This window comes from Streptomyces sp. SID14515, from assembly GCF_010548505.1.
Classification (GTDB): domain Bacteria; phylum Actinomycetota; class Actinomycetes; order Streptomycetales; family Streptomycetaceae; genus Streptomyces; species Streptomyces caviscabies.
The window spans coordinates 1-23,102 of the sequence record NZ_JAAGMH010000047.1 but is presented as its reverse complement, the minus strand read 5'-3'; the positions used below and the strand labels follow the sequence as shown (position 1 = coordinate 23,102).

Sequence of the window (23,102 nt, the reverse complement as noted above, 5' to 3'; positions counted from 1 at the left end):
AACCGGGCCGCCCGCAGCGCCGGTTCGGTGGAGAGCAGGGCGGCACGGACCAGGGCGGCGGAGCGCTCGGCGTGCGGGCAGGGGGCGACGGCGGCCGCTTCGATCCGGGCGGCCAGCACGGCGTCCGGCCCGGGCGCGGCGCAGGCCCGCTGGACCAGGGCGGCCAGCGGGACGGGTGGCAGAGGTGGTGCGGGCGAGGCGGGCGAGGGTGCGGGCGAGGCGGGCGAGGGTGCGGGCGAGGCGGGCGTGGGTGCGGTGACCGGGCGGCCCGGAGGGGGCGCGGTGGTGGTGACCGGCGCAGGTGCGTGAGCGGCCTCCGTCAGCAGGGCGGCGAGCAGTTCGTGGGCGGCGCGGCGGTGGGGCCAGGGGGCGTGGTGGAGTACGGCGCGGGCGATCAGGCGGTGGGTGAAGTGGACGCGGCTGCCTGCCCGTTGAAGGATTCCGTCGGTGCCGCTCGGATCGAACAAAGCCCGGTCCAGGAAGGTGCGGGACAGTCCGCTGCGGGTGCCCGCGCGCAGCAGGAACAGGGCGTCCGCGCCGGCGCCCTCCGGCTCGTGCTCCTGGGCCGCGGCGGCGAGCAGGAGCAGGGTGCGGGTCCGGTCCGGGAGGCCGTCGAGGCGTTCGGCGTGGGCGGCCAGCACCGCTTCGCCGCCGGGCAGGGGGAAGGGCAGCGGGGTGCGGCCGGCGAGCTGGTCCGGGGTGAGGCGACCGGTGAGTCCGTCGAGCAGGCGGGGGTTTCCGGCCGCCTCGCGGAGGAGTTCGGCGCGTACGACCGGGTCGAGCCCTTCCGTGCCGGAGGTCAGCCGGTCCAGGATCGCCCCGGCCGCGCCCTCGTCCAGGGGCGCCAGACGCAGCGTGGGCAGTCCGGCGAAGGCGGTGCCGTCGGCGGCCGTGAGCAGGACGGCGATCCGGCTGCCCGGGCCCAGCCCACGGGCCGCGAGGGCGAGCGCGGTCCGGGACGCCGGATCCCAGGTGTGCGCGTCGTCCACGCAGACCAGCAGGGGCCGCCCGGCGCCGAGTTCGCGCAGCCGGCCGAGCAGCGCCTCGGGGGTGACGACTCCGGTGGGGGCGAGCGCCGGCCCGAGCAGCGCGTGCAGCCCGCCGTAGCGCACGGAGCGCATCGCCGTGGCGGCCGTGGCGTACAGCACCGGCCCCCGGTCGCGGTGTGCGTCGGCGGCCTCGCGCAGCAGGGCCGTACGGCCGAGGCCGGGTGGCGCGGCCAGCACGAGCGCACCTCCGCCGCCTCGCCGCGACAGCTCCAACAGGCTTTCCAGGGTGGCGAGTTCATCGTCCCGGCCGTACAGCCGGAGCGGACTGCGCACGGTCGTCGATGAGGTCACACCGGCACCGTACGTTCGCCTCGGCGAGGGAGGAAGCGCCGCGTCCGGGTCCCGCACGGGGACGGGCCGGTGCGGTGCGCGCTCCCAGCCGGAGGCCTGCCGCGCTGTGCCGGAGCACAGCGCGGCAGGGTCCGGAGCGCCGGGTTTACGCGGTGTGCGGGCAGTTGCCCCGGTACTCCGCGATGGTCAGGCTCGGCTGCGGGAGCGGGCAGAGGAACTGCTCGTACCGGGTGTCGTTGTCGATGAATCGCTTCAGCCAGGAAATGCTGTACTTCGCGATCGTCGTGTTGGAGGTGTTCGGCGTGAAGTGCGAGGCACCGCGCAGCTCCAGATAGGCCTTGTCCAGGGAGCGGGGCAGCGACTCGTAGAACGGCTCGGAGTGCGTGGCGACCGGTGCGACCGTGTCACCGTCCGCGCCGACCACCAGGGTGGGCGTGCGCAGTTCGGGCCAGGTCTTGTCGGTGTTCCAGCCGGTCAGCGGGATGGCCGCCTTGAGGGATGTACGGCTCTTCGCCGCCTCCAGGGAGCCGCCGCCGCCCATCGAGTGGCCCATCACGCCGAGCCGGGACGCGTCGACCCGGGTCCGTACCGAGCTGCGCTGGGTCAGGTGGTCCAGTGCGGCGAGGAGTTGGCGGCCCCGGCTGTCGGGCTGGTCGAGCGTGGTGTTGGTGTCGATCGTGAAGACCACGAAGCCCTGGGAGGCCAGGCGCGGTCCGAGCCAGGCGATGGAGGACTCGTAGGCGGTGAAGCCGGGCGAGATGACGACCGCGCCGAAGGTGCCGTCGGCGGTGGAGGTCGGGTAGTAGATCGTGCCGCCGCCGAATCCGCTCGCGACGAGCGAGGAGACGGAGGTCTGGGACGTGGCGTACGAGCCGCGGCTCGCCTCGATGGAGGCGTTGGTGGGGGCCGGGCCGCGCTCGTAGGGGTTGTCGGCGGCCTGGGCGCCCGGGACCAGGGCGGTCATCAGGAGACCTGCGGTGGCCGCGGCGGCGGTCAGCAGGCTGGTCAGCGTACGGGAGCGGCTCGGGCGCGGGGGGTGCTGGTGCGAGGGGAGGTGCTGCTGCACGGGGGGATCCTCTCGGTGGTGGCGGAACCACACCACGCGGGAATCTCCGGCGGCCCGTCGTCCGGGGGCCTCGGGGTGCACCGCGTGGCTGCCGGCGTCGTTCGCCGGCGTTCGCCACTCTCACGGTGCGGCCCGTGGATACGCATCGGCGGTATCACCGGTCTCGGCGGACCGGTGATACCGCCTCGCTTCCGTACGGGCTCAGCGGACCGGGTGGCCCGCTTCCCGCAGGGCGCCCTTGACCTCGGAGATCCGCAGGTCGCCGAAGTGGAAGACGGACGCGGCGAGCACCGCGTCGGCCCCCGCCTCGATCGCCGGGGCGAAGTCGGCGAGCCGGCCCGCGCCGCCGGAGGCGATGACGGGGACGGTGACGTGCTTGCGCACCGCCTCGATCATCTCGGTGTCGTAGCCGTCCTTGGTGCCGTCGGCGTCCATCGAGTTGAGCAGGATCTCGCCCGCGCCCAGGTCGGCGGCCCGGTGCGCCCACTCGACGGCGTCGATGCCGGTGCCCTTGCGGCCGCCGTGCGTGGTGACCTCGAAGGTGCCCTGAGGGGTGCGGCGGGCGTCGACGGAGAGCACCAGGACCTGGCGGCCGAAGCGTTCGGCGATCTCGCGGATGAGGTCGGGGCGGGCGATGGCGGCGGTGTTGACGCCCACCTTGTCGGCCCCGGCGCGCAGCAGCTTGTCGACGTCGTCCGGGGTGCGGACGCCGCCGCCGACGGTGAGCGGGATGAAGACCTGCTCGGCGGTGCGGCGGACCACGTCGTACGTCGTCTCACGGTCGCCGCTGGAGGCGGTGATGTCGAGGAAGGTCAGCTCGTCGGCGCCCTCGGCGTCGTACAGCTTGGCCATTTCGACAGGGTCGCCGGCGTCGCGCAGGTTCTGGAAGTTGACGCCCTTGACGACCCGGCCGTTGTCGACGTCCAGGCAGGGGATGACCCGTACGGCGAGCGTCACTTCGCGCCTCCTCGGTAGGCCTCGACCTCGACCTCGACGACCAGGCTCGGGTCCACGAAACCGGACACGATGATCATGGAGGCGGCGGGGCGTACGGCGTCGAACAGTTCCTTGTGGGCGCGGCCGATGTCGTCCACGTCCCGGGCGTGCGTGAGGTACATCCGGGTGCGGACGACGTCCTCGCGGGTCAGGCCCACCTGCTCCAGCGCCGCGAACGCGACGTCGAAGGAGGTGATCGCCTGCTCGTACGGGGAGCCCGCGGAGATCTGGCCGTTGACGACGGAGGTGCAGCCGGCGACCAGGACGAGCCCGTTGGGGAGCTCGACGGCGCGCGAGTAGCCGAACTTCTCCTCCCAGGGAGCGCCGGTGGAGATCCGGCGTACGGAAGGGGCGGCATCGGTCATGCGGCGACCGCCTTGAGGGCCTCTTCCAGCGTGAACGCCTTCGCATACAGCGCCTTGCCGACGATCGCGCCCTCGACGCCTTCGGGGACGAGGAGGGAGATCGCGCGGAGGTCGTCCAGGGACGAGACGCCGCCGGAGGCGACGACCGGGCGGTCGGTGGCGGCGCAGACGTCGCGCAGGAGGCCCAGGTTGGGGCCTTCCAGGGTGCCGTCCTTGGCGATGTCGGTGACGACGTAGCGGGCGCAGCCCTCGGAGTCGAGGCGGGTGAGGGTCTCGTAGAGGTCGCCGCCGTCGCGGGTCCAGCCGCGGCCGCGCAGGGTGGTGCCGCGGACGTCGAGGCCGACGGCGATCTTGTCGCCGTGCTCGGCGATGACCTTGGCGACCCACTCGGGGGTCTCCAGGGCGGCGGTGCCGAGGTTGACGCGGCGGCAGCCGGTGGCGAGGGCGGCGGCGAGCGAGGCGTCGTCGCGGATGCCGCCGGACAGCTCGACCTTGATGTCCATGGCCCCGGCGACCTCGGCGATCAGGGCGCGGTTGTCGCCGGTGCCGAAGGCGGCGTCCAGGTCGACGAGGTGCAGCCACTCGGCGCCGGCGGACTGCCAGGCGAGGGCGGCCTCCAGCGGGGAGCCGTAGGAGGTCTCGGAGCCGGACTCGCCGTGCACGAGGCGGACGGCCTGGCCGTCGCGGACGTCGACGGCGGGGAGCAGTTCAAGCTTCGGCATTACAGCGTCTCGATCCAGTTGGTCAGCAGCTGGGCGCCGGCATCGCCGGACTTCTCGGGGTGGAACTGGGTGGCCCACAGCGCGCCGTTCTCCACGGCGGCCACGAACCGTTCGCCGTGCGTGGCCCAGGTGACCTTGGGCGCACGGATCTTGGCGTTGGTCACTTCGAGGGACCAGTCGTGCGCCGCGTAGGAGTGCACGAAGTAGTAGCGGGCCTCGGGGTCCAGGCCCGCGAAGAGCCGGGAGTCCTCGGGGGCCTCGACGGTGTTCCACCCCATGTGCGGGACGACGTCGGCCTTCAGGGGTCCGACCGTACCGGGCCATTCGTCCAGGCCCTCGGTCTCCACGCCGTGCTCGATGCCGCGCTCGAACAGGATCTGCATCCCGACGCAGATGCCCATCACGGGGCGGCCGCCGGAGAGCCTGCGGCCCACGATCCAGTCGCCGCGGGCCCGCTTCAGCCCGTCCATGCAGGCGGAGAACGCGCCGACGCCGGGGACGAGGAGCCCGTCGGCGTTCATCGCGCGGTCGTAGTCGCGGGTGATCTCGACGTCCGCGCCGACACGGGCGAGGGCCCGCTCGGCGGATCGGACGTTGCCGAAGCCGTAGTCGAAGACGACGACCTTCTTCTTGTTCTCACTCATGACGTACCTGTCCTCAGTCCCACAGGCCCTGGATCCGCAGGATGCCCGCCACCAGGCACATCACGGAGCCGATCGACAGCAGCACGATGACGCCCTTGGGCATCCCCTGCTTGGCGAAGGAGTAGACGCCGCCGGCCAGGAAGAGGCCGACGACGATCAGGATGGTGTTGAGGCCGGTCACAGGGCGCCCTTCGTGGAGGGCAGGATGCCGGCGGCGCGCGGGTCGTGCTCGCTGGCGTACCGCAGGGCGCGGGCGAGGGCCTTGAACTGGCACTCGACGATGTGGTGGGCGTTGCGCCCGTACGGCACGTGGACGTGCAGGGCGATCTGCGCCTGGGCGACGAAGGACTCCAGGATGTGCCGGGTCATCGTCGTGTCGTACTCGCCGATCATCGGCGCCATCTTCTCGGGCTCGGTGTGCACGAGGTAGGGGCGGCCGGAGAGGTCGACGGTGACCTGGGCGAGCGACTCGTCCAGCGGGACGGTGCAGTTGCCGAAGCGGTAGATGCCGACCTTGTCGCCGAGGGCCTGCTTGAAGGCGGCGCCGAGCGCGAGGGCGGTGTCCTCGATGGTGTGGTGGCTGTCGATGTGCAGGTCGCCCTCGGTCTTGACCGTGAGGTCGAAGAGGCCGTGGCGGCCGAGCTGGTCGAGCATGTGGTCGTAGAAGCCGACCCCGGTGGCGACATCGACCTTTCCGGTGCCGTCGAGGTTGATCTCGACCAGCACGGACGTTTCCTTCGTGGTGCGTTCCACGCGGCCTACGCGGGGGCTCATGCGTCGTGCTCCTTCTTCAGTTCGCGTACCGCATCGAGGAACGCGTCGTTCTCTGCCGGGGTTCCTGCGGAGACCCGCAGCCATCCCGGTACGCCGTTGTCCCGGACCAGGACGCCCCGGTCGAGGATCTGCTGCCAGACGGCGTGGCTGTCGTCGAAGCGGCCGAACTGGACGAAGTTGGCGTCCGAGTCGGTGACCTCGTAGCCGGTGGCGCGCAGCTCGGCCACCAGCCGGTCGCGCTCGCTCTTGAGCTGCGCGACGTACCCGAGCAGCGTATCGGTGTGCTCCAGAGCGGCGAGCGCGGTGGCCTGGGTGACGGAGGAGAGGTGGTACGGCAGCCGCACCAGCTGGACCGCGTCGACGACGGCCGGGTCGGCGGCGAGGTAGCCGAGGCGGAGCCCGGCGGCGCCGAACGCCTTGGACATGGTCCGGGAGAGGACCAGGTTGCGGCGGCCCTCGATCAGCGGGAGCAGCGATGCGTGGTGGCTGAACTCGCCGTATGCCTCGTCGACGACGACCATCGAGGGTCCGGCGGCCTGCGCGGCGTCGTACAGGGCGAGGACGGTCTCGGCGTCGACGGCGGTGCCGGTGGGGTTGTTGGGCGAGGTGATGAAGACGACCTCGGGGCGGTGCTCGGCGATGGCGGCGCGGGCGGCGTCCACGTCGATGGTGAAGTCCGCCGAGCGCGGGCCGGAGATCCAGCCGGTGCCGGTGCCCCGGGAGATCAGGGCGTGCATGGAGTACGAGGGTTCGAAGCCGATCGCGGTGCGGCCGGGCCCGCCGAAGGTCTGGAGCAGCTGCTGAAGGACCTCGTTGGAGCCGTTGGCGGCCCAGACGTTGGCCGCGGTCACCTCGTGACCGGCGGTGCGGGTCAGGTAGCGGGCCAGCTCGGTGCGGAGCTCGACGGCGTCCCGGTCGGGGTAGCGGTTGAGGCCGCGGGCGGCCTCGCGGACCCGCTCGGCGATCCGGTCGACCAGAGCTTCGGGGAGCGGGTACGGATTCTCGTTGGTGTTGAGGCGTACGGGGACGTCGAGCTGGGGTGCTCCATACGGGGACTGGCCGCGCAGTTCGTCGCGGATGGGGAGCTCGTCCCAGGGGTTGCGGGGGGTGGTGCTGTCGTACGTCACTGCTGCGGAACCTTCCAGCCGAACCTTGCCTTGAGCGCTGCGCCGTGGGCGGGGAGGTCCTCCGCCTCGGCGAGGGTCACCACATGGTGGGTGACCTCGGCGAGCGCGTCGCGGCTGTAGTCGACGATGTGGATGCCGCGCAGGAAGGACTGCACGGAGAGGCCCGAGGAGTGGCAGGCGCAGCCGCCGGTGGGCAGGACGTGGTTGGAGCCGGCGCAGTAGTCGCCGAGCGAGACGGGCGACCAGGGGCCGACGAAGATCGCTCCGGCGTTGCGGACCCGGTCGGCGACGGCGGCGGCGTCGGCGGTCTGGATCTCCAGGTGCTCGGCGCCGTACGCGTCGACGACCTTGAGGCCGTCCTCGATGGAGGAGACCAGGACGATCGCGGACTGGCGGCCGGCGAGCGCGGGCTCGATGCGGTCCTTGATGTGCTTGGAGGCGGCGACCTGCGGGGCCAGCTCGGCCTCGGTGGCGGCGGCCAGCTCCGCGGAGTCGGTGACCAGGACGGCGGCGGCCATCGGGTCGTGCTCGGCCTGGCTGATCAGGTCGGCGGCCACGTGCGCGGGGTCGGCGGTGGCGTCGGCGAGGATCGCGATCTCGGTGGGCCCGGCCTCGGCATCGATGCCGATGCGGCCCTTGAGGAGGCGCTTGGCGGCGGCGACGTAGATGTTGCCGGGGCCGGTGACCAGGTTGACCGGGGGGCAGTCCTCGGTGCCGTACGCGAACATCGCGACGGCCTGGGAGCCGCCGGCGGCGTACACCTCGTCGACGCCGAGCAGGGCGCAGGCGGCGAGGATCGTGGGGTGCGGCAGTCCGCCGAAGTCCTTCTGCGGCGGGGAGGAGACGGCGATGCCCTCGACGCCGGCCTCCTGGGCCGGGACGACGTTCATCACGACGGAGGAGGGGTAGACCGCGCGGCCGCCGGGGACGTAGAGCCCGACGCGCTCGACGGGCACCCACTTCTCGGTGACGGTGCCGCCGGGGACGACCTGGGTGGTGTGCGTGGTGCGGCGCTGCTCGCGGTGGACCAGGCGGGCGCGGCGGATCGACTCCTCCAGGGCGGCCCGGACGGCCGGGTCCAGCTCCTGAAGCGCCTGGGAAAGCGCCTCGGCGGGCACCCGGACCGACTCGATCCGGACACCGTCGAATTTCTCCCCCCACTCGATCACTGCCGCGGAGCCACGATGGCGTACGTCCTCGCAGATGGGCCGCACCGTCTCCAGGGCGGCTTCCACGTCGAACTCGGCACGGGGCAGCAGGTCGCGCAGGGCGGCGCCCTCGGGGAGGGCGTCACCGCGCAGATCGATTCGAGAGATCACACGGCAATTCTCTCAGACCGTTCCGGGCGGCCGGTCGCCCGTATCACTGGCTGATACCGATCGTCCGCACCACTGGCCGATACACGTCTCGGCCATGTCCGGCTGTCACTGCTGACCGCTAGCTTTCACGGCGTCACACAGAGGGAAGAACAGCACTACAGCATGTGTGCACGGAGGGAGCGGCCGTGACCGAGCCGCACGAAGGCGATATCCCGGACGGCCTCAGCGCAGCGGAGCTGGGCATGTGGCAGTCCTTCCGCAACGGGACCACCTATGACTTACGCAGCTACGACACGACCCACAACGATCCGTTCGCCCCGCAGGTGTGGGGGCCCGAGCGGAGCGTCGGCGCGCGCACGGTGGCACGACTGCTGCTGAGCGGTCCGCCCGCCCGGCCCGGCCGGGTGGCGGCGCTGAAGCTCCGAGGGGTGCGGATCACCGGAAAGCTGGATCTGGCGGGCGGCCGGGTGGCTCCGTACGTGGAGCTGACCGGCTGCCGGTTCGAGCAGGAGGTGGTGCTCCCCGAGTGCCACTTCACGACCTTGCGGCTGGTGGGCTGCGCGCTGCCCCGGCTGGAGGCGGCGCGGCTGCACACGGAGGGCGATCTGCATCTGCCGCGCTGCCGGATCGACCGGGGGATCCGGCTGACCGACGCCCAGATCGGCACGGACCTCCTGATCAACCAGCTCAGCGTCGGCCCGGACCGGCACGGGCGGGCCGTCGTCGGGGACGGCATGGCGGTCGCGCAGGACCTCCAGGCCGAGATGATCGAGACGCTCGGCGAGCTGAGCCTGCGCGGGGCGAAGGTGGGCGGTTCGCTGAGCCTGCGCGGCAGCCGGCTGCGCGCCGCGGAGGACCGTCGCGCGCTGAACGCCCCGCAGCTGACGGTGGAGCGCACGCTCTACATGACCGAGGCGTGGGTGAGCGTCGACACGGGGAACCAGGGCACCACTCCCCCGTACGGCGTGGTCTACGCCCCGACCCCGGCGCGCGGCACCCGCTCGCAGATCTTCGAGTGCCGGGGCGGGGTGCGCCTGGACGACGGGCGGTTCGGGGACGCGGTGGACCTGCACAAGGCCCGGTTCACCATGACCCGGCAGGAGGAGCTGTCGCTGCGCCGGATCGTGACGCCGGAGCTGCGGTTCAACGCGGAGCGCCCGGAGGAGGGCCGGGTCGTCCTGAACGGCGCGAAGGTGGTGACCCTGATCGACCTGTCGACGAGCTGGCCGGGCCCCGGCGGTCTGGCGATGGGCGGCTTCGTCTACGAGAACCTCGTCCCCTACGGCCACTTCCCGCTCTCCCGGCGCCTGGAGTGGGTGCAGGCCGCGACGCCGGAGTACGTCCCCGAGCCGTACGAGCGGCTGGCCACGGTGATGCGCAGCAGCGGCGAGGACGCGGACGCGCGCGAGGTGCTGCTCGCCAAGCAGCGCCGCCGCCGCGAGACGCTGCCGCCCGCCGCGAAGGCCTGGGGGTACCTCCAGGACTGGACGGTGGCGTACGGCTACCGGCCGGGGCGGGCGGCGGTGTGGATGGCGGTGCTGTGGGCGGCGGGCACGGCGGCCTTCGCGCAGCACACCCCGCGCGCGGTCAAGGGCGACGAGTCGCCGCTGTGGAACCCCGCGCTGTACGCGCTGGATCTGCTGATCCCGGTGATCAACCTCGGGCAGGACGGCTACTGGCGGATGGAAGGCACCTGGCAGTGGGCCGCGGCCGGTCTGGTGCTGGTGGGGTGGGTTTTGGCCACCACGGTGGCGGCCGGGGCTTCCCGGATGCTGCGCAGGGGCTGACCTCGGGGGCGTTCCCAGGCGGCCTCGGGCGGTCGGGGCCGAGGCTCCGGCCGTCCGCCCTGTGTGACCACAGGGGCGGGCGGGCCGCACGGGAGAACGCAATCAAGCCAACAGAAGCCCATTCCTTTGCCCTTTCTTGACCCGGCCCGATACAACCCATTCACTCGGCACAGAAGCTTCACAGCACACCCCTGGCGCCGCCCTCACCAGGGCTTTTCAATGGTCTGCACCATGGCCTTCCTTCGCGCTCTGCTCAGTACCGCGCGCATGATCCGGCACAGCCCTCCGCTGTCCGCCGGACTGTCCGCGGATGACGCGGTGCTGCTCGACGCCCCCGACGAGCGGCTCTCTCCCGCGCTGGTCGCCGCTGCCCTGGGCGACCACGAACCGGCCGCCAAGCTGCTCGCCACCACCCGGGACGCCGCCGACTGGGAGAACCGGGACCGCTACCTCGGCCGGCTCGTCACCTTCGCCCGCAGCCGGGACGGCTGGCTCGACCAGTGGCTGGCCGCCGCCCCGCGCGATCCGGACGCGCTGCTGGTCAAGGCGGAGCTGGCGGTTCGCCGGGCCTGGGAGTCGCCCGCCCGCGCGGAACGGCTCCGCGAGGTCGGCCCGCTGATCACCGCCGCCGCCGACGCGGACCCGCGCGACCCCGTGCCGTGGCGGCTCGCCCTGGACCACGCACGCGGCACCCACGCCACGCACACCGCCTTCGAGTCGCTGTGGGAGCAGGCCGTACGGCGCTCCGCGCACCACTACGGCTGCCATGTGGCGGCGCTGCGCTATCTGTCGGCCGCCTGGTACGGCTCGCACCGCGAGTGCTTCGACTTCGCGGAGCGGGCCGCCGAGGACGCGAGGCCCGACTCCCTGGTGCAGGCCCTGCCGGTCCGGGCGGCCTTCGCGCTGCTCCTGGACACCCAGGCGGCGGGCCGGACCACCTCCGTACTGGAGGAGCGGATCGACGCGGCGGCGGACCTGGCGATCGGGCTTTCGGCCGCCTACCGGCCCGGCGACCCGTGGCCGGCCGAGGTCCGCAACCTCCTCGCGTACGTCCTGCTCGCCCGGGGCCGCTGGGTGGAGGCGCTGCACCAGTTCAACCTGATCGGGCTGCACGCGACGTCGTTCCCGTGGTCCTCGGTGTCCGAGGACGCGCTCGGCCGATTCCTGGACGCACGGGACGGCGCGCGGCTCCAGGTGGCCTCCCTGACCCCGTTGCGCAACCGGGCCGACCACGGCCGCCCCCGGGGCCATTACGCTTGAGCGTTGTGACCACCGCCCGCCTTCCCCTTTTCCCGCTCAACGCGGTGCTGTTCCCCGGCCTGGTGCTGCCGCTCAACGTCTTCGAAGAGCGATATCGCGCCATGATGCGGGAGCTGCTGAAGAGCGACGAGGACGAACCTCGCCGCTTCGTCGTGGTCGCGATCCGCGACGGCCGCGAGATCGCCCCGACGGCCACCGGCATGCCGGACACGGTCGCGGCGGCCCCGCCCACCGAGCGCGCCCCGGCGGAGGGCTTCGGCCCCGACCCGATCCAGACCTTCCACCGGGTCGGCTGCGTCGCCGACGCGGCGACGATCCGCGAGCGCGCCGACGGCAGCTTCGAGGTCGTGGCCACCGGCACCACCCGGGTCAGGCTGCTGTCCGTCGAGACGAGCGGCCCGTATCTGACCGCCGAGGTCGAGGACCTGGCCGAGGAGCCGCCCGGCGAGGACGAGGGCGACGAGGCCGGAGCGCTCGCCGAGGGCGTCCTGCGGGCCTTCCGCGCCTACCAGAAGCGGCTGGCCGGAGCGAGCGAACGCTCGCTGGCGACCGGCGCCGACCTCCCCGACGACCCGTCGGTGATCTCCTACCTGGTCGCGGCGGCCACGGTCCTGGACGTCCCCACCAAGCAGCGCCTGCTCCAGGCCCCGGACACCGCGACCCGGCTGCGCGAGGAGCTGACGCTGCTGCGCAAGGAGACCGCGGTCATCCGGCACCTGCCCTCGCTGCCCGCGACGGACCTGACGCGGGCCCCCACCCACCCCAACTGACGAGGACCGGCCCCCGTTGGCGAAGAAATCCAAGAAGCAGCAGCCGGGCGGCACCCCCGCCACGGTCGCCCTGACCGCGGCGGGCACCGCCTTCACGGTCCACGCCTACGACCACGACCCGGCGAGCCCGTCCTACGGCGAGGAGGCCGCCGAGGCCCTGGGCGTCTCCGCCGACCGGGTCTTCAAGACCCTGGTCGCGGAGGTGGACGGCGCTCTGACGGTGGCGGTGGTCCCGGTGGCCGGCTCCCTGGACCTCAAGGCCCTGGCCGCCGCGGTGGGCGGCAAGCGGGCCGCGATGGCGGACCCGGCGGCCGCGGAACGCACCACGGGCTATGTACGCGGCGGCATCTCCCCACTGGGCCAGCGCAAGCGCCTGCGCACGGTACTGGACACGTCGGCGCGCGCGCACGCCACGATCTGCGTATCGGCGGGGCGACGCGGCCTGGAGGTCGAACTGGCGGCGACGGATCTGGCGGAGCTGACGGGGGCGACGTTCGCGGAGATCGCACGGGGCTGAGGATTTCCTCGCGCGCCTCAAAGATGTCCTCAATCGCCGGCGAGGCTATCTGTAGCCCCTCCGGCGATTGAGGAGCGGGGTCCGGGGCGGAGCCCCGAAACCAGCCCGTCCGGCGCTTGAGGACAAAGGGGGCCCGGGGCACAGCCCCGGTTTCGGGAAGGGGCGGGTAGGGGAACAGCCCGCCGCAGGCGCTCCCTACGCCGACCCGCCCTCCGAGGACGGCGAGCCCGACGACGACTCCGGCTCCCCGTAATACTTCGCGTACCCCGACCCCGCCCAGTCCGGCTCCACATCCCGCGGCCCGAACGCCGCCGTGAGCAGCAGATGGATCCCCATCGCCGCGAACGGCCAGGCCAGCATCGCCACCCACACCGCGTGCAGCTCCAGCGGAGCGTCGAACGTCACGCCCTGACCGGCCTCCCGGGCCCGCCCCACCACATCGGACGACGGCCCCAGCCAGATGCCGACCCGCCACGCCAGCAGCGAGGCGAGCACCGCGCCGAGCGCAAGACCCACCACCACGAGGACGCCCCCGCGGCGCAGCCGCCAGAAGACGGCGGCGGCGGAGAGCACGCCGAAGCCGATGGCCAGCAGGACGAACGTTCCGTCCGCCCCGATCGCCTCCTCGCCCTCGCTGTTCTTCAGGAAGACGGCCGTGTCGTCGGAGACCAGCGGAACACGCGGCGCGAGCCACAGCCACAGCAGCCCGAGCGCGATGCCCGCGAGCGCGACCAGGACGACGACGACGGCGGCCTGACGGAGCTCGGTGGCCGTGTCCGGGTCGTCCGGCGAGCCCGTGGAGAGCGCGAGGTGGGAGCCCGAGGGCGGGGCCTGCCACGGGTCGTGGGGGCCGGGCTGGTGAGGCGGCGTCAGAGGTGCGGTCACCTTGCCATCGTGCCAGGCCACCCTGTGAGGCGCCTCACCGGCTACCGTACGGCGGCCCGCCGGTACGCCCACGTCGCCACCGCCAGCGAGAGAACCCCCACCACCGCGCAGATCCCGAGGAAGAACGCGATGATCCCCCAGTCCGGGCGGGCGTCGAAGGACCGGGCCAGTGCCTCGACCCCGTACGTCGAGGGCAGCAGATCGCGCGCCCACCCCACCGGCTCCGGCAGCCGTTCGGCCGGCAGCACCCCGAGCAGCAGGGCGGCCGACATGCCCAGCTGGCCCAGCAGGGTCGCCAGCTCCGGGCGCGGGGCGAGCAGCCCGAGGGCCGCGCCGAGACCGGCCAGGGCGGCTCCGGAGAGCGGGACGACGGCCACCAGGACCCACAGATGGGTCATCGGCAGCTGGAACAGCACGCTTCCGGTGATCGCGGTGAAGACCGTGCCGGGCACGGTGAAGGAGGCATACGCACCGGCCGCCCCGAGCACCACGGCGGCGGGCGGCACCGGCAGCGTGGCGTAGTGGTCGAGCCCGCCGGACGCCCGCAGCTGCCCGAAGTACTGGGCGAGCAGGTTGAGCGCGACGAACGCGACGACCAGGACGCTGGATCCCGCGACGACCGCGCGGGCCTCCGCGCCGCCGTCCACGACGCCCCGCATCAGGACCATGATCCCGACGGACTGGAAGGTCGCCACGAAGAGCAGCGGGATCCGGGCGACCCGCGCCCGGGAGAGCTGGGCGCGGTAGACGGCGGCCAGCGAGGGCAGCAGCCGGGCGCGCGGCGCGAGGGGCGCGGCGACGGTACGGGCGGGGGGCGCCGCGGCGGGGCCGGGTGCGGGCCGGACGCGCGACGGTACGGTCCTGGCCGGAATGATGCTCGTCACCTGAGGCCGCTCCCCTTAGACACGTCCACCACGTCAAACCCGTCCCGCACGTCCCACACGCCCGAACCGTCCACCCTGTCGAGTACGTCCGCCGCGTCCGCGGCGTTCACGTCCCCCACGCCTGTCCTGTCTCTCACGCCTTCACCAGCCCCTTGGTCGCATTGGCCGCGTCTCCCCCGAGCGCGAGATAGACATCTTCCAGGCTGGGTGTGGCCAGGGTGAAATCGTCCAGCGCGGCGAAGGCCGCGCCGCCCGTCACCGCGGCGACCGCGGCCCGCGCCTCGTCGGGGCTCAGCCGCAGCACCCAGCGCCGACCGGACTCCTGGGCGGACGGTCGCAGCGCCGCCACCTCGGGGACGTCCAGCGGGGCCCGTTCGCGCCACATCAGCTCGACGCGCACCTCCCCGGCGACCTTCTCCTTGAGCCCGGCCGGGGTGTCGCAGGCGATGACCCGGCCGCGCTCCAGGACGGCGACCCGGTCGAGGACCGTCTCGGCCTCGATCACGTTGTGGGTGACCAGCAGGACCGTGGCCCCGCGCTCGGCGCGGCGGCGGTCGACGGCGGCCCAGACGGCGCGGCGGGCGACCGGGTCCATGCCGGTGGTCGGTTCGTCGAGGACCAGGACGGGCCGGTCGCCGACCAGGGTGGCGGCGAAGCAGGCGAGCCGGCGCTGACCGCCGGAGAGCTTCTTCAGCGGCCGTCCGGCGATCTCGGTGAGGCCCAGCTCCTCCAGGACGGCGTCGCGCTCGGCGCGGGCCTCCCGTACGGCAAGGCCGCGCAGCCGTCCGGTGGTCTCGGCGGCGAGGGAGACGGTCAGTTCGTCGAGGGCGGTGGATTCCTGCCCGAGGTAGCCGATCAGCCGGGACGCCCGCTCGGGGTGGCGTACGAGGTCGTGGCCCAGCACCTCGACGCTGCCGGAGTCGGGCCGCATCAGTCCGGTGAGCTGGCGGACCAGGGTGGACTTGCCGGCGCCGTTGGGGCCGAGCAGTCCGAAGATCTCGCCGCGTTCGACGTCCAGGCTGATGCTGTCCGTGGCGCGGATCTCGGGCGTCGCGGGGGTGCCTCGGCGGCCCCGGACCGCGGGATAGGTCTTGACCAGATCGCGCACCGCGCACACGGTGCCGGTGTCCCTCTGCGCCTGTGCTGTGCCCGTACTCACGAGGTACGAGGGTACGGGGTCACCCGCCCCGGCTCGCGTCCGGGGCCACCCCGCGTCGCCCCGTGCGGGGTGGCCGGGGTGTGTCCGGCGGATCGGGCCTACTCCGCCGCGGGTACGTGCTCGGCGGCGGCCCGTACGTCGATCTCCCGCCAGAAGCCGGCCCGGATCGCGTAGCGGTCGTGCTCGTCGATCTGGTCGTCCTTGTGGGCGAGGAGCCCGAAGCGGGCCGCGTACCGCAGCAGTTCGCCGTCGATCCGGTGCGGGATGCGCGGGTACATGGTGGAGAGCTTCTGCAGATGGACCGTCTCCGGCAGCCGCTCCATCCAGCGGCGGGCGAAGACCTGGCCCACCTCGAAGGGGTCGCCGCCGACGGTGGTGATGTCCTCCTCCCGGTCCGCCCAGCGCTGTTCGGCGCTGGTGACCTGGGCGAGGGTCGGCAGGGAGGCGGTCTCGGCGGGTTCGCCGAGGGGGCCGCCACGCTCCACCCATCCTTTGTCGGAGGACCAGCGCAGCGTGGCGCCCGCGGGCTGGGGCGGGTGCTGGCGGTCGGGGTGGGTGGCGTGGGCGCGCAGCGCGGCCAGGTCCTTGGGGGTGGGGACGGTCTTGTGCCCGGGGGCCGACTGGGTGTCCGCCGAGGAGGCGTCGGCGGGGGCGTTCTCGGCGGGGGTCTCGGAGCCGCCCCGGGCAGCGGCGGCCTGCGCCTCGGAGGCGCGTTCGGCGGAGGCGGCGAGGGCCGCCTCGGGCAGCGGCGCGGAGAGGATCGCGGCGATCTCGGGGCGCGGGGCGGGCGGCGGGGCGCAACCGCCGCCGGTGTCCTTGGCGCGTACCGCCTTGGTGATCCAGGCCCGGTCGAGGACGCGGCGTTCGTCGGCCTCGGCGACCAGGTCCTCGGACTGGTTGTAGTCGCCGTCGGCGGCCTGTACGGCCCAGAGGTGGACGGCGACGCCGTGTTCCTTGGCGGACATCAGACCGGGCAGCAGATCGCCGTCGCCGGTCACCAGGACCACGTCGGAGCAGGCCCGGTTCCTGGCCAGTTCGGTGAGCTCGGCGTGCATGGCGGCGTCGACGCCCTTCTGCGCCCAGCGTCCGTCGCTGCGGGTCAGGGCGCCCAGCCGTACGGTCACGCGGGGCATCACGCGGAGCCGGCGGTGCTCGGGCTGGGGCACACGGTCGGGGGCGCCGTCGAACCAGTAGATGCGCAGCAGGGGCTGTTGGGTGTCGGCCTCGGCGCGCTCGCGGAGCCCCTGGATGAGGGCCGCGTGGTCGACGGTGATGCGGGAACGGGCGGGCTCTCCGGCCAGCAGACTCGCGGCTGCGCCCAGCAAGTAGCCGGCGTCCACCAGGACGACGCAACGGTCCACGCGTTCCACCCTCTTCCAGAATTCGGGAACGGTTCAGCGGCCCGCTCCTCGATGACCGGGTCCGCTTACCCAGGGTTTCCTTCGAGTCTGCCCGACCGCGCAGGGGTTAACGGCCGGAACTGGATCATCGGCGTGGCGGATCCGGAAAGGAATACGGGAGGAAGGCGAAAAGGCGGCGGAACAGCAGGCCACTGCGGAAACCACTACGCACGGTAATGATCCAACATGCGGTGTTTGCGGCGCTATGTGAGTCTGACAGCGGTCCTGGCCCCCCAGGATTCCCCACAGGAGGCATTCACCATGGCCAAGAACAAGAACCGCAAGCAGGGCAGCCAGCACGACCGCGCGTCCGCGTCGGAGCGTAGTGCGGAGCAGGCCAAGTCGACGGCGTTCGAGTCCCAGAACCAGCCGCAGGCTCAGGCCCAGGGCAGCCCGTCCGACGTGGCGCGCAAGCATCAGCGACGCTTCGGCCACAACTGACCCGTCGGCCGCTCGCGGTAGAGACAGGCGTTGAAGACAGCGAGAGGGGCGTCCCGCACCGGCGGGACGCCCCTCTCGTCGTGTCGTGCCCGGGCTCAGCCGGCCAGGCAGGCCGGGCCGAGCAGCACCTTCAGATCGCCGAAGAGGGCCGAGTCGGCCTTGACCCGGTGCCGGTCGAGCCGCAGGACCGTGGTCTTGCGGGGGCCCTGGAGCTTGATGCGCACCTCGGTGTCGCCCCGATGGTGGCTGAGCACCTCGCCGAGCCGGGTGACCATGGGCGGGGTGATCTTCACGGTGGGGATGGTGAGGACGACGGGGGCGTTGGTCCCGGCGTTGGAGATGTCGGGAACCTGCATCTCCATGGCGACCAGCCGCGGCACGTCCTCGCGCTTGTCGAGCCGTCCCTTGACGAAGACGACGGTGTCCTCGACGAGCTGGGTGGAGACCAGCTGGTAGGTGGCGGGGAAGAACATGCACTCGATGGAGCCGGCCAGGTCCTCCACGGTGGCGATGGCCCAGGCGTTGCCCTGCTTGGTCATCTTGCGCTGGAGGCCGGAGATGATGCCGCCGACGGTGACGACGGAACCGTCGCTGTAGTCGCCGCCCATGAGCTGGGAGATCGAGGCGTCGGCCTTGTCGGACAGCACGTGCTCCAGGCCGAAGAGCGGGTGGTCGGAGACGTACAGGCCGAGCATCTCCCGCTCCTGGGCGAGCAGATAGGCCTTCTCCCACTCGATGTCGGAGAACTCCACGTCGAGCCCGAAGCCCGGCTCGTCGCTCTCCTCCTCGCCCATGCCGCCGAAGAGGTCGAACTGCCCCTCGGCCTCCTTGCGCTTGACCTGCACCACGTTGTCGATCATCGGCTCGTGGTGGGCGACGAGGCCCTTGCGGGTGTGGCCCATCTCGTCGAAGGCGCCGGCCTTGATGAGCGATTCCACAGTGCGCTTGTTGCAGACGACCGCCTCGACCTTGTCCAGGAAGTCGGGGAAGGTGCTGTATTTCCCCTTCGCCTTGCGGGACCGGATGATCGAGTCGACGACGTTCTGGCCGACGTTGCGGATGGCGGTCAGGCCGAAGAGGATCACGTCGTCGCCCTGGGCGGCGAAGTTGGAGAGCGACTCGTTGACGTTGGGCGGGAGCACCTTGATGCCCATGCGACGGCACTCGTTGAGGTAGACCGCGGACTTGTCCTTGTCGTCCTTGACCGAGGTCAGCAGGGCGGCCATGTACTCGGCGGGGTAGTTCGCCTTGAGATAGGCGGTCCAGTAGGTGACCAGGCCGTACGCCGAGGAGTGCGCCTTGTTGAACGCGTATCCGGCGAACGGCACCAGGACGTCCCACAGCGCCTTGATCGCCGCGTCGGAGAAGCCCTTCTCCTTGGCGCCCTTCTCGAAGAGGACGAAGTTCTTCGCCAGCTCCTCGGGCTTCTTCTTGCCCATCACGCGGCGCAGGATGTCGGCCTCGCCCAGGGAATACCCGGCGACGATCTGGGCGGCCTTCTGGACCTGCTCCTGGTAGACGATCAGGCCGTAGGTGAGGCCGAGGACCTCCTTGAGGGGCTCCTCCAGCTCCGGGTGGATCGGGGTGATCTCCTGGCGGCCGTTCTTGCGCTCCGCGTAGTTCGTGTGCGAGTTCATGCCCATCGGGCCCGGCCGGTAGAGGGCCGAGACGGCGGAAATGTCCTCGAAGTTGTCGGGCTGCATCTGGCGGAGCAGGGAGCGCATCGGCCCGCCGTCGAACTGGAAGACGCCGAGCGTGTCACCGCGACAGAGCAGTTCGTACGTCTTGGGGTCGTCCAGCGGCAGCGAGAGCATCTCCAGGTCGATGCCCTTGTTGGACTTCACCATCTTGATGGCGTCGTCCATGATCGTCAGGTTGCGCAGGCCGAGGAAGTCCATCTTCAGCAGGCCGAGCGACTCGCACTGCGGGTAGTCCCACTGGGTGATGGTGACGCCGTCGGTGTGCCGGACCCAGACGGGGGCGTGGTCGACGATCGGCTCGCTGGACATGATGACGCCTGCGGCGTGCACGCCCATCTGCCGGACCAGGCCCTCGACGCCCTTGGCGGTGTCGATGACCTTCTTGACGTCCGGTTCGCTCTCGTACATCCCCCGGATCTCGCCCGCCTCGCTGTAGCGCGGGTGCTTGGGGTCGGTGATGCCGTTGAGGTCGATGCCCTTGCCGAGGACGTCGGCGGGCATGGCCTTGGTGAGCCGGTCGCCCATCGCGTACGGGTAGCCCAGCACGCGGGCGGAGTCCTTGATGGCGTTCTTGGCCTTGATCTTGCCGTAGGTGCCGATCATGGCGACCTTGTCGGCGCCGTACTTCTCGGTGACGTACCGGATCACCTCGACGCGCCGACGCTCGTCGAAGTCGATGTCGACATCGGGCATGGAGACGCGCTCGGGGTTGAGGAACCGCTCGAAGATCAGCCCGTGCTCGATCGGGTCGAGGTCGGTGATGCCCATCGCGTACGCCACGATCGAACCGGCGGCGGAGCCTCGGCCGGGGCCGACCGCGATGCCGTTGTTCTTGGCCCACATGATGAAGTCGGCGACGACCAGGAAGTACCCCGGGAACCCCATCTGGATGATGATGTCCATCTCGTACTCGACCTGCTTCTGCCGGTCGTCGGGCACCCCGTTCGGGAAGCGCCGGGCCATGCCGGTCCGGACCTCCTCCTGGAACCAGGTGATCTCCGTGAAGCCGTCCGGGATCTCGAACTTCGGCATGAGGTTCTTCGCCTCGAACATGCCGGTGGTGTCGATCTGCTGGGCGACCAGGAGGGTGTTGGCGCACCCCTCCTGCCAGGCGTCGGAGGAGTCGACGGCGTACATCTCGTCCGTCGTCTTCAGGTAGTAGCCCGTGCCGTCGAAGCGGAAGCGGTCGGGGTCCGAGAGGTTCTTGCCGGTCTGGATGCAGAGCAGGGCGTCGTGGGCGGTCGCCTCGTGGGCGTACGTGTAGTGGGAGTCGTTCGTGACGAGCGGCGGGATGTTCAGCTTCTTGCCGATCTCGAGGAGCCCGTCGCGGACCCGGCGCTCGATCTCGATGCCGTGGTCCATCAGCTCCAGGAAGTACTTGCCCTCGCCGAAGATGTCCTTGTAGTCGGAGGCCGCCTGGACCGCCTCGTCGAACTGGCCGAGCCGCAGCCGGGTCTGCACCTCGCCGGAGGGGCAGCCGGTGGACGCGATCAGGCCCTCGGACCACTGGGAGATGGTCTCCTTGTCCATCCGGGGCCACTTCTGGAGCCAGCCCTCGGCGTACGCGTCGGAGGAGAGCCGGAAGAGGTTGTGCAGACCGGTCTTGTTGGACGCCCAGATCGTCTTGTGGGTGTAACCACCGGATCCGGACACGTCGTCGCGCTTCTGGTGCGGCTGCCCCCACTGCACCTTGCGCTTGTGCTTGCGCGACTCCGGGGCGACGTACGCCTCGATGCCGATGATCGGCGTGACGCCCGCCTTGGTCGCCGAGTGGAAGAAGTCGTAGGCCCCGTGGAGGTTGCCGTGGTCGGTCATCGCGATATGGGACATGCCCATCTCGTTGCAGGCCTCGAACATGTCCTTGAGCCGCGCCGCACCGTCCAGCAGCGAGTACTGGGTATGAACGTGCAGGTGCGTGAAGGGCGGCTTGGTCACGGCGTCGGGCCTCCGGGAAGTCGGGCGATGACGGACGGGGGGACAGCGTGGAAGTCTACGACGTGACGGACCCGGACGACGGGCACTCCCGGCTTCCGCCGAGCGTTGGAGAGGGCGGGACACGTGTCCGTTTTGTCATGCACTCGGTCACCTGGACCAGGGGTCCGGCCAGACACGCCAGCTACAGCAGGAGGCAGCAAGAGATGTCGGAAACGCAGACCGGCGCAGCGCAGCGCGGGGAGCAGATTCTCGCCGTTTTCGACACCGCCTTCGGGGAGCTGCTGGCCGCCGATCCGGCCGCCTTCCGGGTCAAGTTCCGCAAGATGGCGGGCTCGGCCTTCGCCTTCTACCGGGGCACGGCCTGCCTGTTCTACACCGACCTGGAGCGGGAGCGGCACGGCGGCCCGTTCCTGGACGAGCGCACCGGCCGGGTGTGGATCCACGGCGATCTGCACGCGGAGAACTTCGGCACGTACATGGACGCCAACGGCCGCCTCGTCTTCAACGTCAACGACTTCGACGAGGCGTACGTGGGCCCCTTCACCTGGGACCTGAAGCGGTTCGCCGCCTCCGTGGCGCTGATCGGCTACGCGAAGGCCCTGGCCGACGAGCAGATCACCGAGCTGGTCCGGATCTTCGCCGCCTCCTACCGCGAGCGGATCCACGCGCTGGCGACGGGCGCGAAGAACGACGAGGTGCCGCCGTTCACGCTGGACACCGCGGACGGCCCGCTGCTGGGCGCGCTGCGGGCCGCCCGCTCGCGCACCCGGTTCTCGCTGCTGGACTCGATGACGGTGATCCGGGACTTCGAGCGCCGGTTCGCGGACGGCGGCGGGGCGATCGACCTGGACGCCGCCACGCGCTACAAGGTGCTGGCCGCGTTCGACGGCTATCTGGAGACGCTGCCGGAGTCGAGCCTGACCCGGCCGGACTCCTACCGGGTCAAGGACGTGGTGGGCCGCCGGGGCATCGGCATCGGATCCGCCGGGCTGCCCTCGTACAGCATCCTTCTGGAGGGCAACAGCGACGCCCTGGAGAACGATGTGGTGATCTACCTCAAGCAGGCGCAGACCCCGGCGGTCTCCCGGCACATCACGGACGCCGCCGTGCGGGAGTACTTCCAGCACGAGGGGCACCGCACGGTGATCTCGCAGCGCGCGCTCCAGGCGCACGCGGACCCGTGGCTGGGCTGGACCGAGCTGGACGGCTCCGGTCAGCTGGTCGCCGAGGTCTCGCCGTACGCGGTCGACCTGGACTGGTCCGACATCGACGAGGTGGACGAGATCGCGGCGGTCGTCGCGGACCTGGGCCGGGCGACGGCCACCATGCACGCGGCCGCCGACGACGAGAGCGGGCACTCGCTGGTGCCGTTCTCCACGGAGCGGGCGATCGACGCGGCCATCGCGGCCGACGAGGAGAGCTTCGCGCCGCTGCTGGTCGACTTCGCCCACAGCTACGGCGCGCGGGCCCGCGCGGACCACCAGATCTTCGTGGACCTCTTCCGCAACGGCCGGATCCCGGGCCTGTAGGCCCGCAGGTCCCCGGGCGGCCCCGCCCGGGGACTCTCAGCCTCTTTTAAGGTCCGCTTACCTCCGCGCATGACACACTTTCCGGCGATGGACATCTCAGGGACGCAGCTCAGGGTCGCGCGCGCGGCGGTCTTCACCGCGCTCGTCGTCACCCTGTCCACGGCGTCCCATGTGCTGCTCTCCCGGGTCCCGCTGCCGCTGACCGCGGTCGCGCTGCTGGCCGCCGTCGTCTTCGCGGTGGCGTACGCGCTGGCCGGCCGGGAGCGCGGTTTCGGGGCGATCGCGGGCCTGCTGGTCCCGCTGGAGCTGGCCGCCGACACGCTCTTCACCACGGGCCAGCATCTCTGTTATGGGGCGGCCGGCGGCCCGGTCGCCGGCCCGCTGCGCGCGGTGGGCTTCGACGTCCTGTGCGGCGGCGGCGAGGTCGGCACGGGCGGGGCCCGGATCGCGGGCGTCGGCGCGGTGGGCACCCCGCTGGCCGA

At 71.9% G+C, this 23,102-nt stretch carries 21 protein-coding genes and 1 pseudogene; 7 read left to right on the top strand and 15 right to left on the bottom strand.

From position 1 onward, the window contains the following. From G3I54_RS09500 to hisD, 10 genes are all read right to left on the bottom strand, one after another. The coding region (locus tag G3I54_RS09500; protein WP_343240297.1) for an ATP-binding protein at positions 1 to 1,340 on the bottom strand (1,340 nt) is incomplete at its 3' end. A gap of 145 nt (positions 1,341 to 1,485) precedes the next feature. After that, the gene (locus G3I54_RS09495) at positions 1,486 to 2,406 is read right to left on the bottom strand and encodes a dienelactone hydrolase family protein (RefSeq protein ID WP_164613029.1); all 921 of its coding nucleotides are present in this window, start codon (positions 2,404 to 2,406) and stop codon (positions 1,486 to 1,488) included. A 201-nt stretch (positions 2,407 to 2,607) separates the two neighbouring features. Then, positions 2,608 to 3,363, bottom strand: a complete 756-nt coding sequence (gene hisF, locus G3I54_RS09490; RefSeq protein WP_164613027.1) for an imidazole glycerol phosphate synthase subunit HisF — start codon at positions 3,361 to 3,363, stop codon at positions 2,608 to 2,610. Next, complete coding sequence (locus G3I54_RS09485; RefSeq protein WP_164613025.1) at positions 3,360 to 3,767, bottom strand: RidA family protein; 408 nt, start codon at positions 3,765 to 3,767, stop codon at positions 3,360 to 3,362. Before G3I54_RS09485 ends, hisF begins: the two co-directional genes overlap by 4 nt. Beyond that, positions 3,764 to 4,489 (bottom strand): bifunctional 1-(5-phosphoribosyl)-5-((5-phosphoribosylamino)methylideneamino)imidazole-4-carboxamide isomerase/phosphoribosylanthranilate isomerase PriA, encoded by a 726-nt coding sequence (gene priA / locus G3I54_RS09480; protein WP_164613023.1) that lies wholly within the window; start codon positions 4,487 to 4,489, stop codon positions 3,764 to 3,766. Before priA ends, G3I54_RS09485 begins: the two co-directional genes overlap by 4 nt. After that, positions 4,489 to 5,133, bottom strand: coding sequence for an imidazole glycerol phosphate synthase subunit HisH (gene hisH / locus G3I54_RS09475; RefSeq protein ID WP_164613022.1), 645 nt, complete (start codon positions 5,131 to 5,133; stop codon positions 4,489 to 4,491). The genes priA and hisH overlap by 1 nt, the downstream gene beginning before the upstream one ends. A gap of 13 nt (positions 5,134 to 5,146) precedes the next feature. Next, the gene (locus G3I54_RS38905) at positions 5,147 to 5,314 is read right to left on the bottom strand and encodes a hypothetical protein (RefSeq protein WP_003969742.1); all 168 of its coding nucleotides are present in this window, start codon (positions 5,312 to 5,314) and stop codon (positions 5,147 to 5,149) included. After that, positions 5,311 to 5,907: an imidazoleglycerol-phosphate dehydratase HisB gene (gene hisB / locus G3I54_RS09470; protein ID WP_015607963.1), complete on the bottom strand. Its 597-nt coding sequence runs from the start codon at positions 5,905 to 5,907 to the stop codon at positions 5,311 to 5,313. The genes G3I54_RS38905 and hisB overlap by 4 nt, the downstream gene beginning before the upstream one ends. Beyond that, a complete protein-coding gene (locus G3I54_RS09465) occupies positions 5,904 to 7,034 on the bottom strand; it encodes a histidinol-phosphate transaminase (protein WP_164613020.1) in 1,131 nt (376 codons plus the stop codon). Before G3I54_RS09465 ends, hisB begins: the two co-directional genes overlap by 4 nt. After that, positions 7,031 to 8,353 carry a histidinol dehydrogenase gene (gene hisD, locus G3I54_RS09460; protein WP_164613018.1) on the bottom strand — a complete coding sequence of 441 codons (1,323 nt, stop codon included), beginning with the start codon at positions 8,351 to 8,353 and terminating at the stop codon, positions 7,031 to 7,033. The genes G3I54_RS09465 and hisD overlap by 4 nt, the downstream gene beginning before the upstream one ends. Before the next feature lie 185 nt (positions 8,354 to 8,538). Between hisD and G3I54_RS09455 the strand changes: the two genes are divergently transcribed. The 4 genes from G3I54_RS09455 (at position 8,539) to ybaK (ending at position 12,687) form a co-directional block, all read left to right on the top strand. Next, a complete protein-coding gene (locus G3I54_RS09455; protein ID WP_164613016.1) occupies positions 8,539 to 10,140 on the top strand; it encodes an oxidoreductase in 1,602 nt (533 codons plus the stop codon). A 219-nt stretch (positions 10,141 to 10,359) separates the two neighbouring features. Then, on the top strand, positions 10,360 to 11,400 hold the full coding sequence (locus G3I54_RS09450) for a hypothetical protein (RefSeq protein WP_164613014.1): 1,041 nt from the start codon (positions 10,360 to 10,362) through the stop codon (positions 11,398 to 11,400). Positions 11,401 to 11,405: 5 nt separating this feature from the next. After that, the gene (locus G3I54_RS09445) at positions 11,406 to 12,170 is read left to right on the top strand and encodes an LON peptidase substrate-binding domain-containing protein (protein ID WP_164613012.1); all 765 of its coding nucleotides are present in this window, start codon (positions 11,406 to 11,408) and stop codon (positions 12,168 to 12,170) included. A gap of 16 nt (positions 12,171 to 12,186) precedes the next feature. Then, positions 12,187 to 12,687, top strand: coding sequence for a Cys-tRNA(Pro) deacylase (ybaK, locus tag G3I54_RS09440; RefSeq protein ID WP_164613010.1), 501 nt, complete (start codon positions 12,187 to 12,189; stop codon positions 12,685 to 12,687). A gap of 195 nt (positions 12,688 to 12,882) precedes the next feature. Here the strand turns inward: ybaK and G3I54_RS09435 are convergent, their stop codons facing one another. The 4 genes from G3I54_RS09435 to G3I54_RS09420 form a co-directional block, all read right to left on the bottom strand. Continuing rightward, positions 12,883 to 13,593 (bottom strand): ABC transporter permease, encoded by a 711-nt coding sequence (locus G3I54_RS09435; protein ID WP_164613000.1) that lies wholly within the window; start codon positions 13,591 to 13,593, stop codon positions 12,883 to 12,885. A 20-nt stretch (positions 13,594 to 13,613) separates the two neighbouring features. Beyond that, entirely contained in the window at positions 13,614 to 14,456 is an 843-nt protein-coding gene (locus tag G3I54_RS09430) for an ABC transporter permease (RefSeq protein WP_164612998.1), read from the bottom strand. Positions 14,457 to 14,589: 133 nt separating this feature from the next. Beyond that, a complete protein-coding gene (locus G3I54_RS09425) occupies positions 14,590 to 15,573 on the bottom strand; it encodes an ABC transporter ATP-binding protein (protein WP_137232846.1) in 984 nt (327 codons plus the stop codon). Between the two features lie 140 nt (positions 15,574 to 15,713). Beyond that, a complete protein-coding gene (locus G3I54_RS09420) occupies positions 15,714 to 16,985 on the bottom strand; it encodes an NYN domain-containing protein (RefSeq protein WP_343240296.1) in 1,272 nt (423 codons plus the stop codon). 291 nt (positions 16,986 to 17,276) lie between these two features. Between G3I54_RS09420 and G3I54_RS09415 the strand changes: the two genes are divergently transcribed. Beyond that, a complete protein-coding gene (locus G3I54_RS09415) occupies positions 17,277 to 17,456 on the top strand; it encodes a hypothetical protein (protein WP_010057923.1) in 180 nt (59 codons plus the stop codon). 95 nt (positions 17,457 to 17,551) lie between these two features. Here G3I54_RS09415 and dnaE read toward each other — a convergent pair whose 3' ends face one another. Next, positions 17,552 to 21,091 (bottom strand): DNA polymerase III subunit alpha, encoded by a 3,540-nt coding sequence (gene dnaE / locus G3I54_RS09410; RefSeq protein ID WP_164612994.1) that lies wholly within the window; start codon positions 21,089 to 21,091, stop codon positions 17,552 to 17,554. Between the two features lie 203 nt (positions 21,092 to 21,294). On the opposite strand from dnaE, the gene G3I54_RS09405 reads away from it, so the two are divergent. Both G3I54_RS09405 and G3I54_RS09400 read left to right on the top strand, forming a co-directional pair. Then, on the top strand, positions 21,295 to 22,620 hold the full coding sequence (locus tag G3I54_RS09405) for a DUF2252 domain-containing protein (RefSeq protein WP_164612992.1): 1,326 nt from the start codon (positions 21,295 to 21,297) through the stop codon (positions 22,618 to 22,620). A gap of 87 nt (positions 22,621 to 22,707) precedes the next feature. Beyond that, positions 22,708 to 23,102, top strand: a pseudogene (locus G3I54_RS09400) (hypothetical protein); the annotation flags it as partial.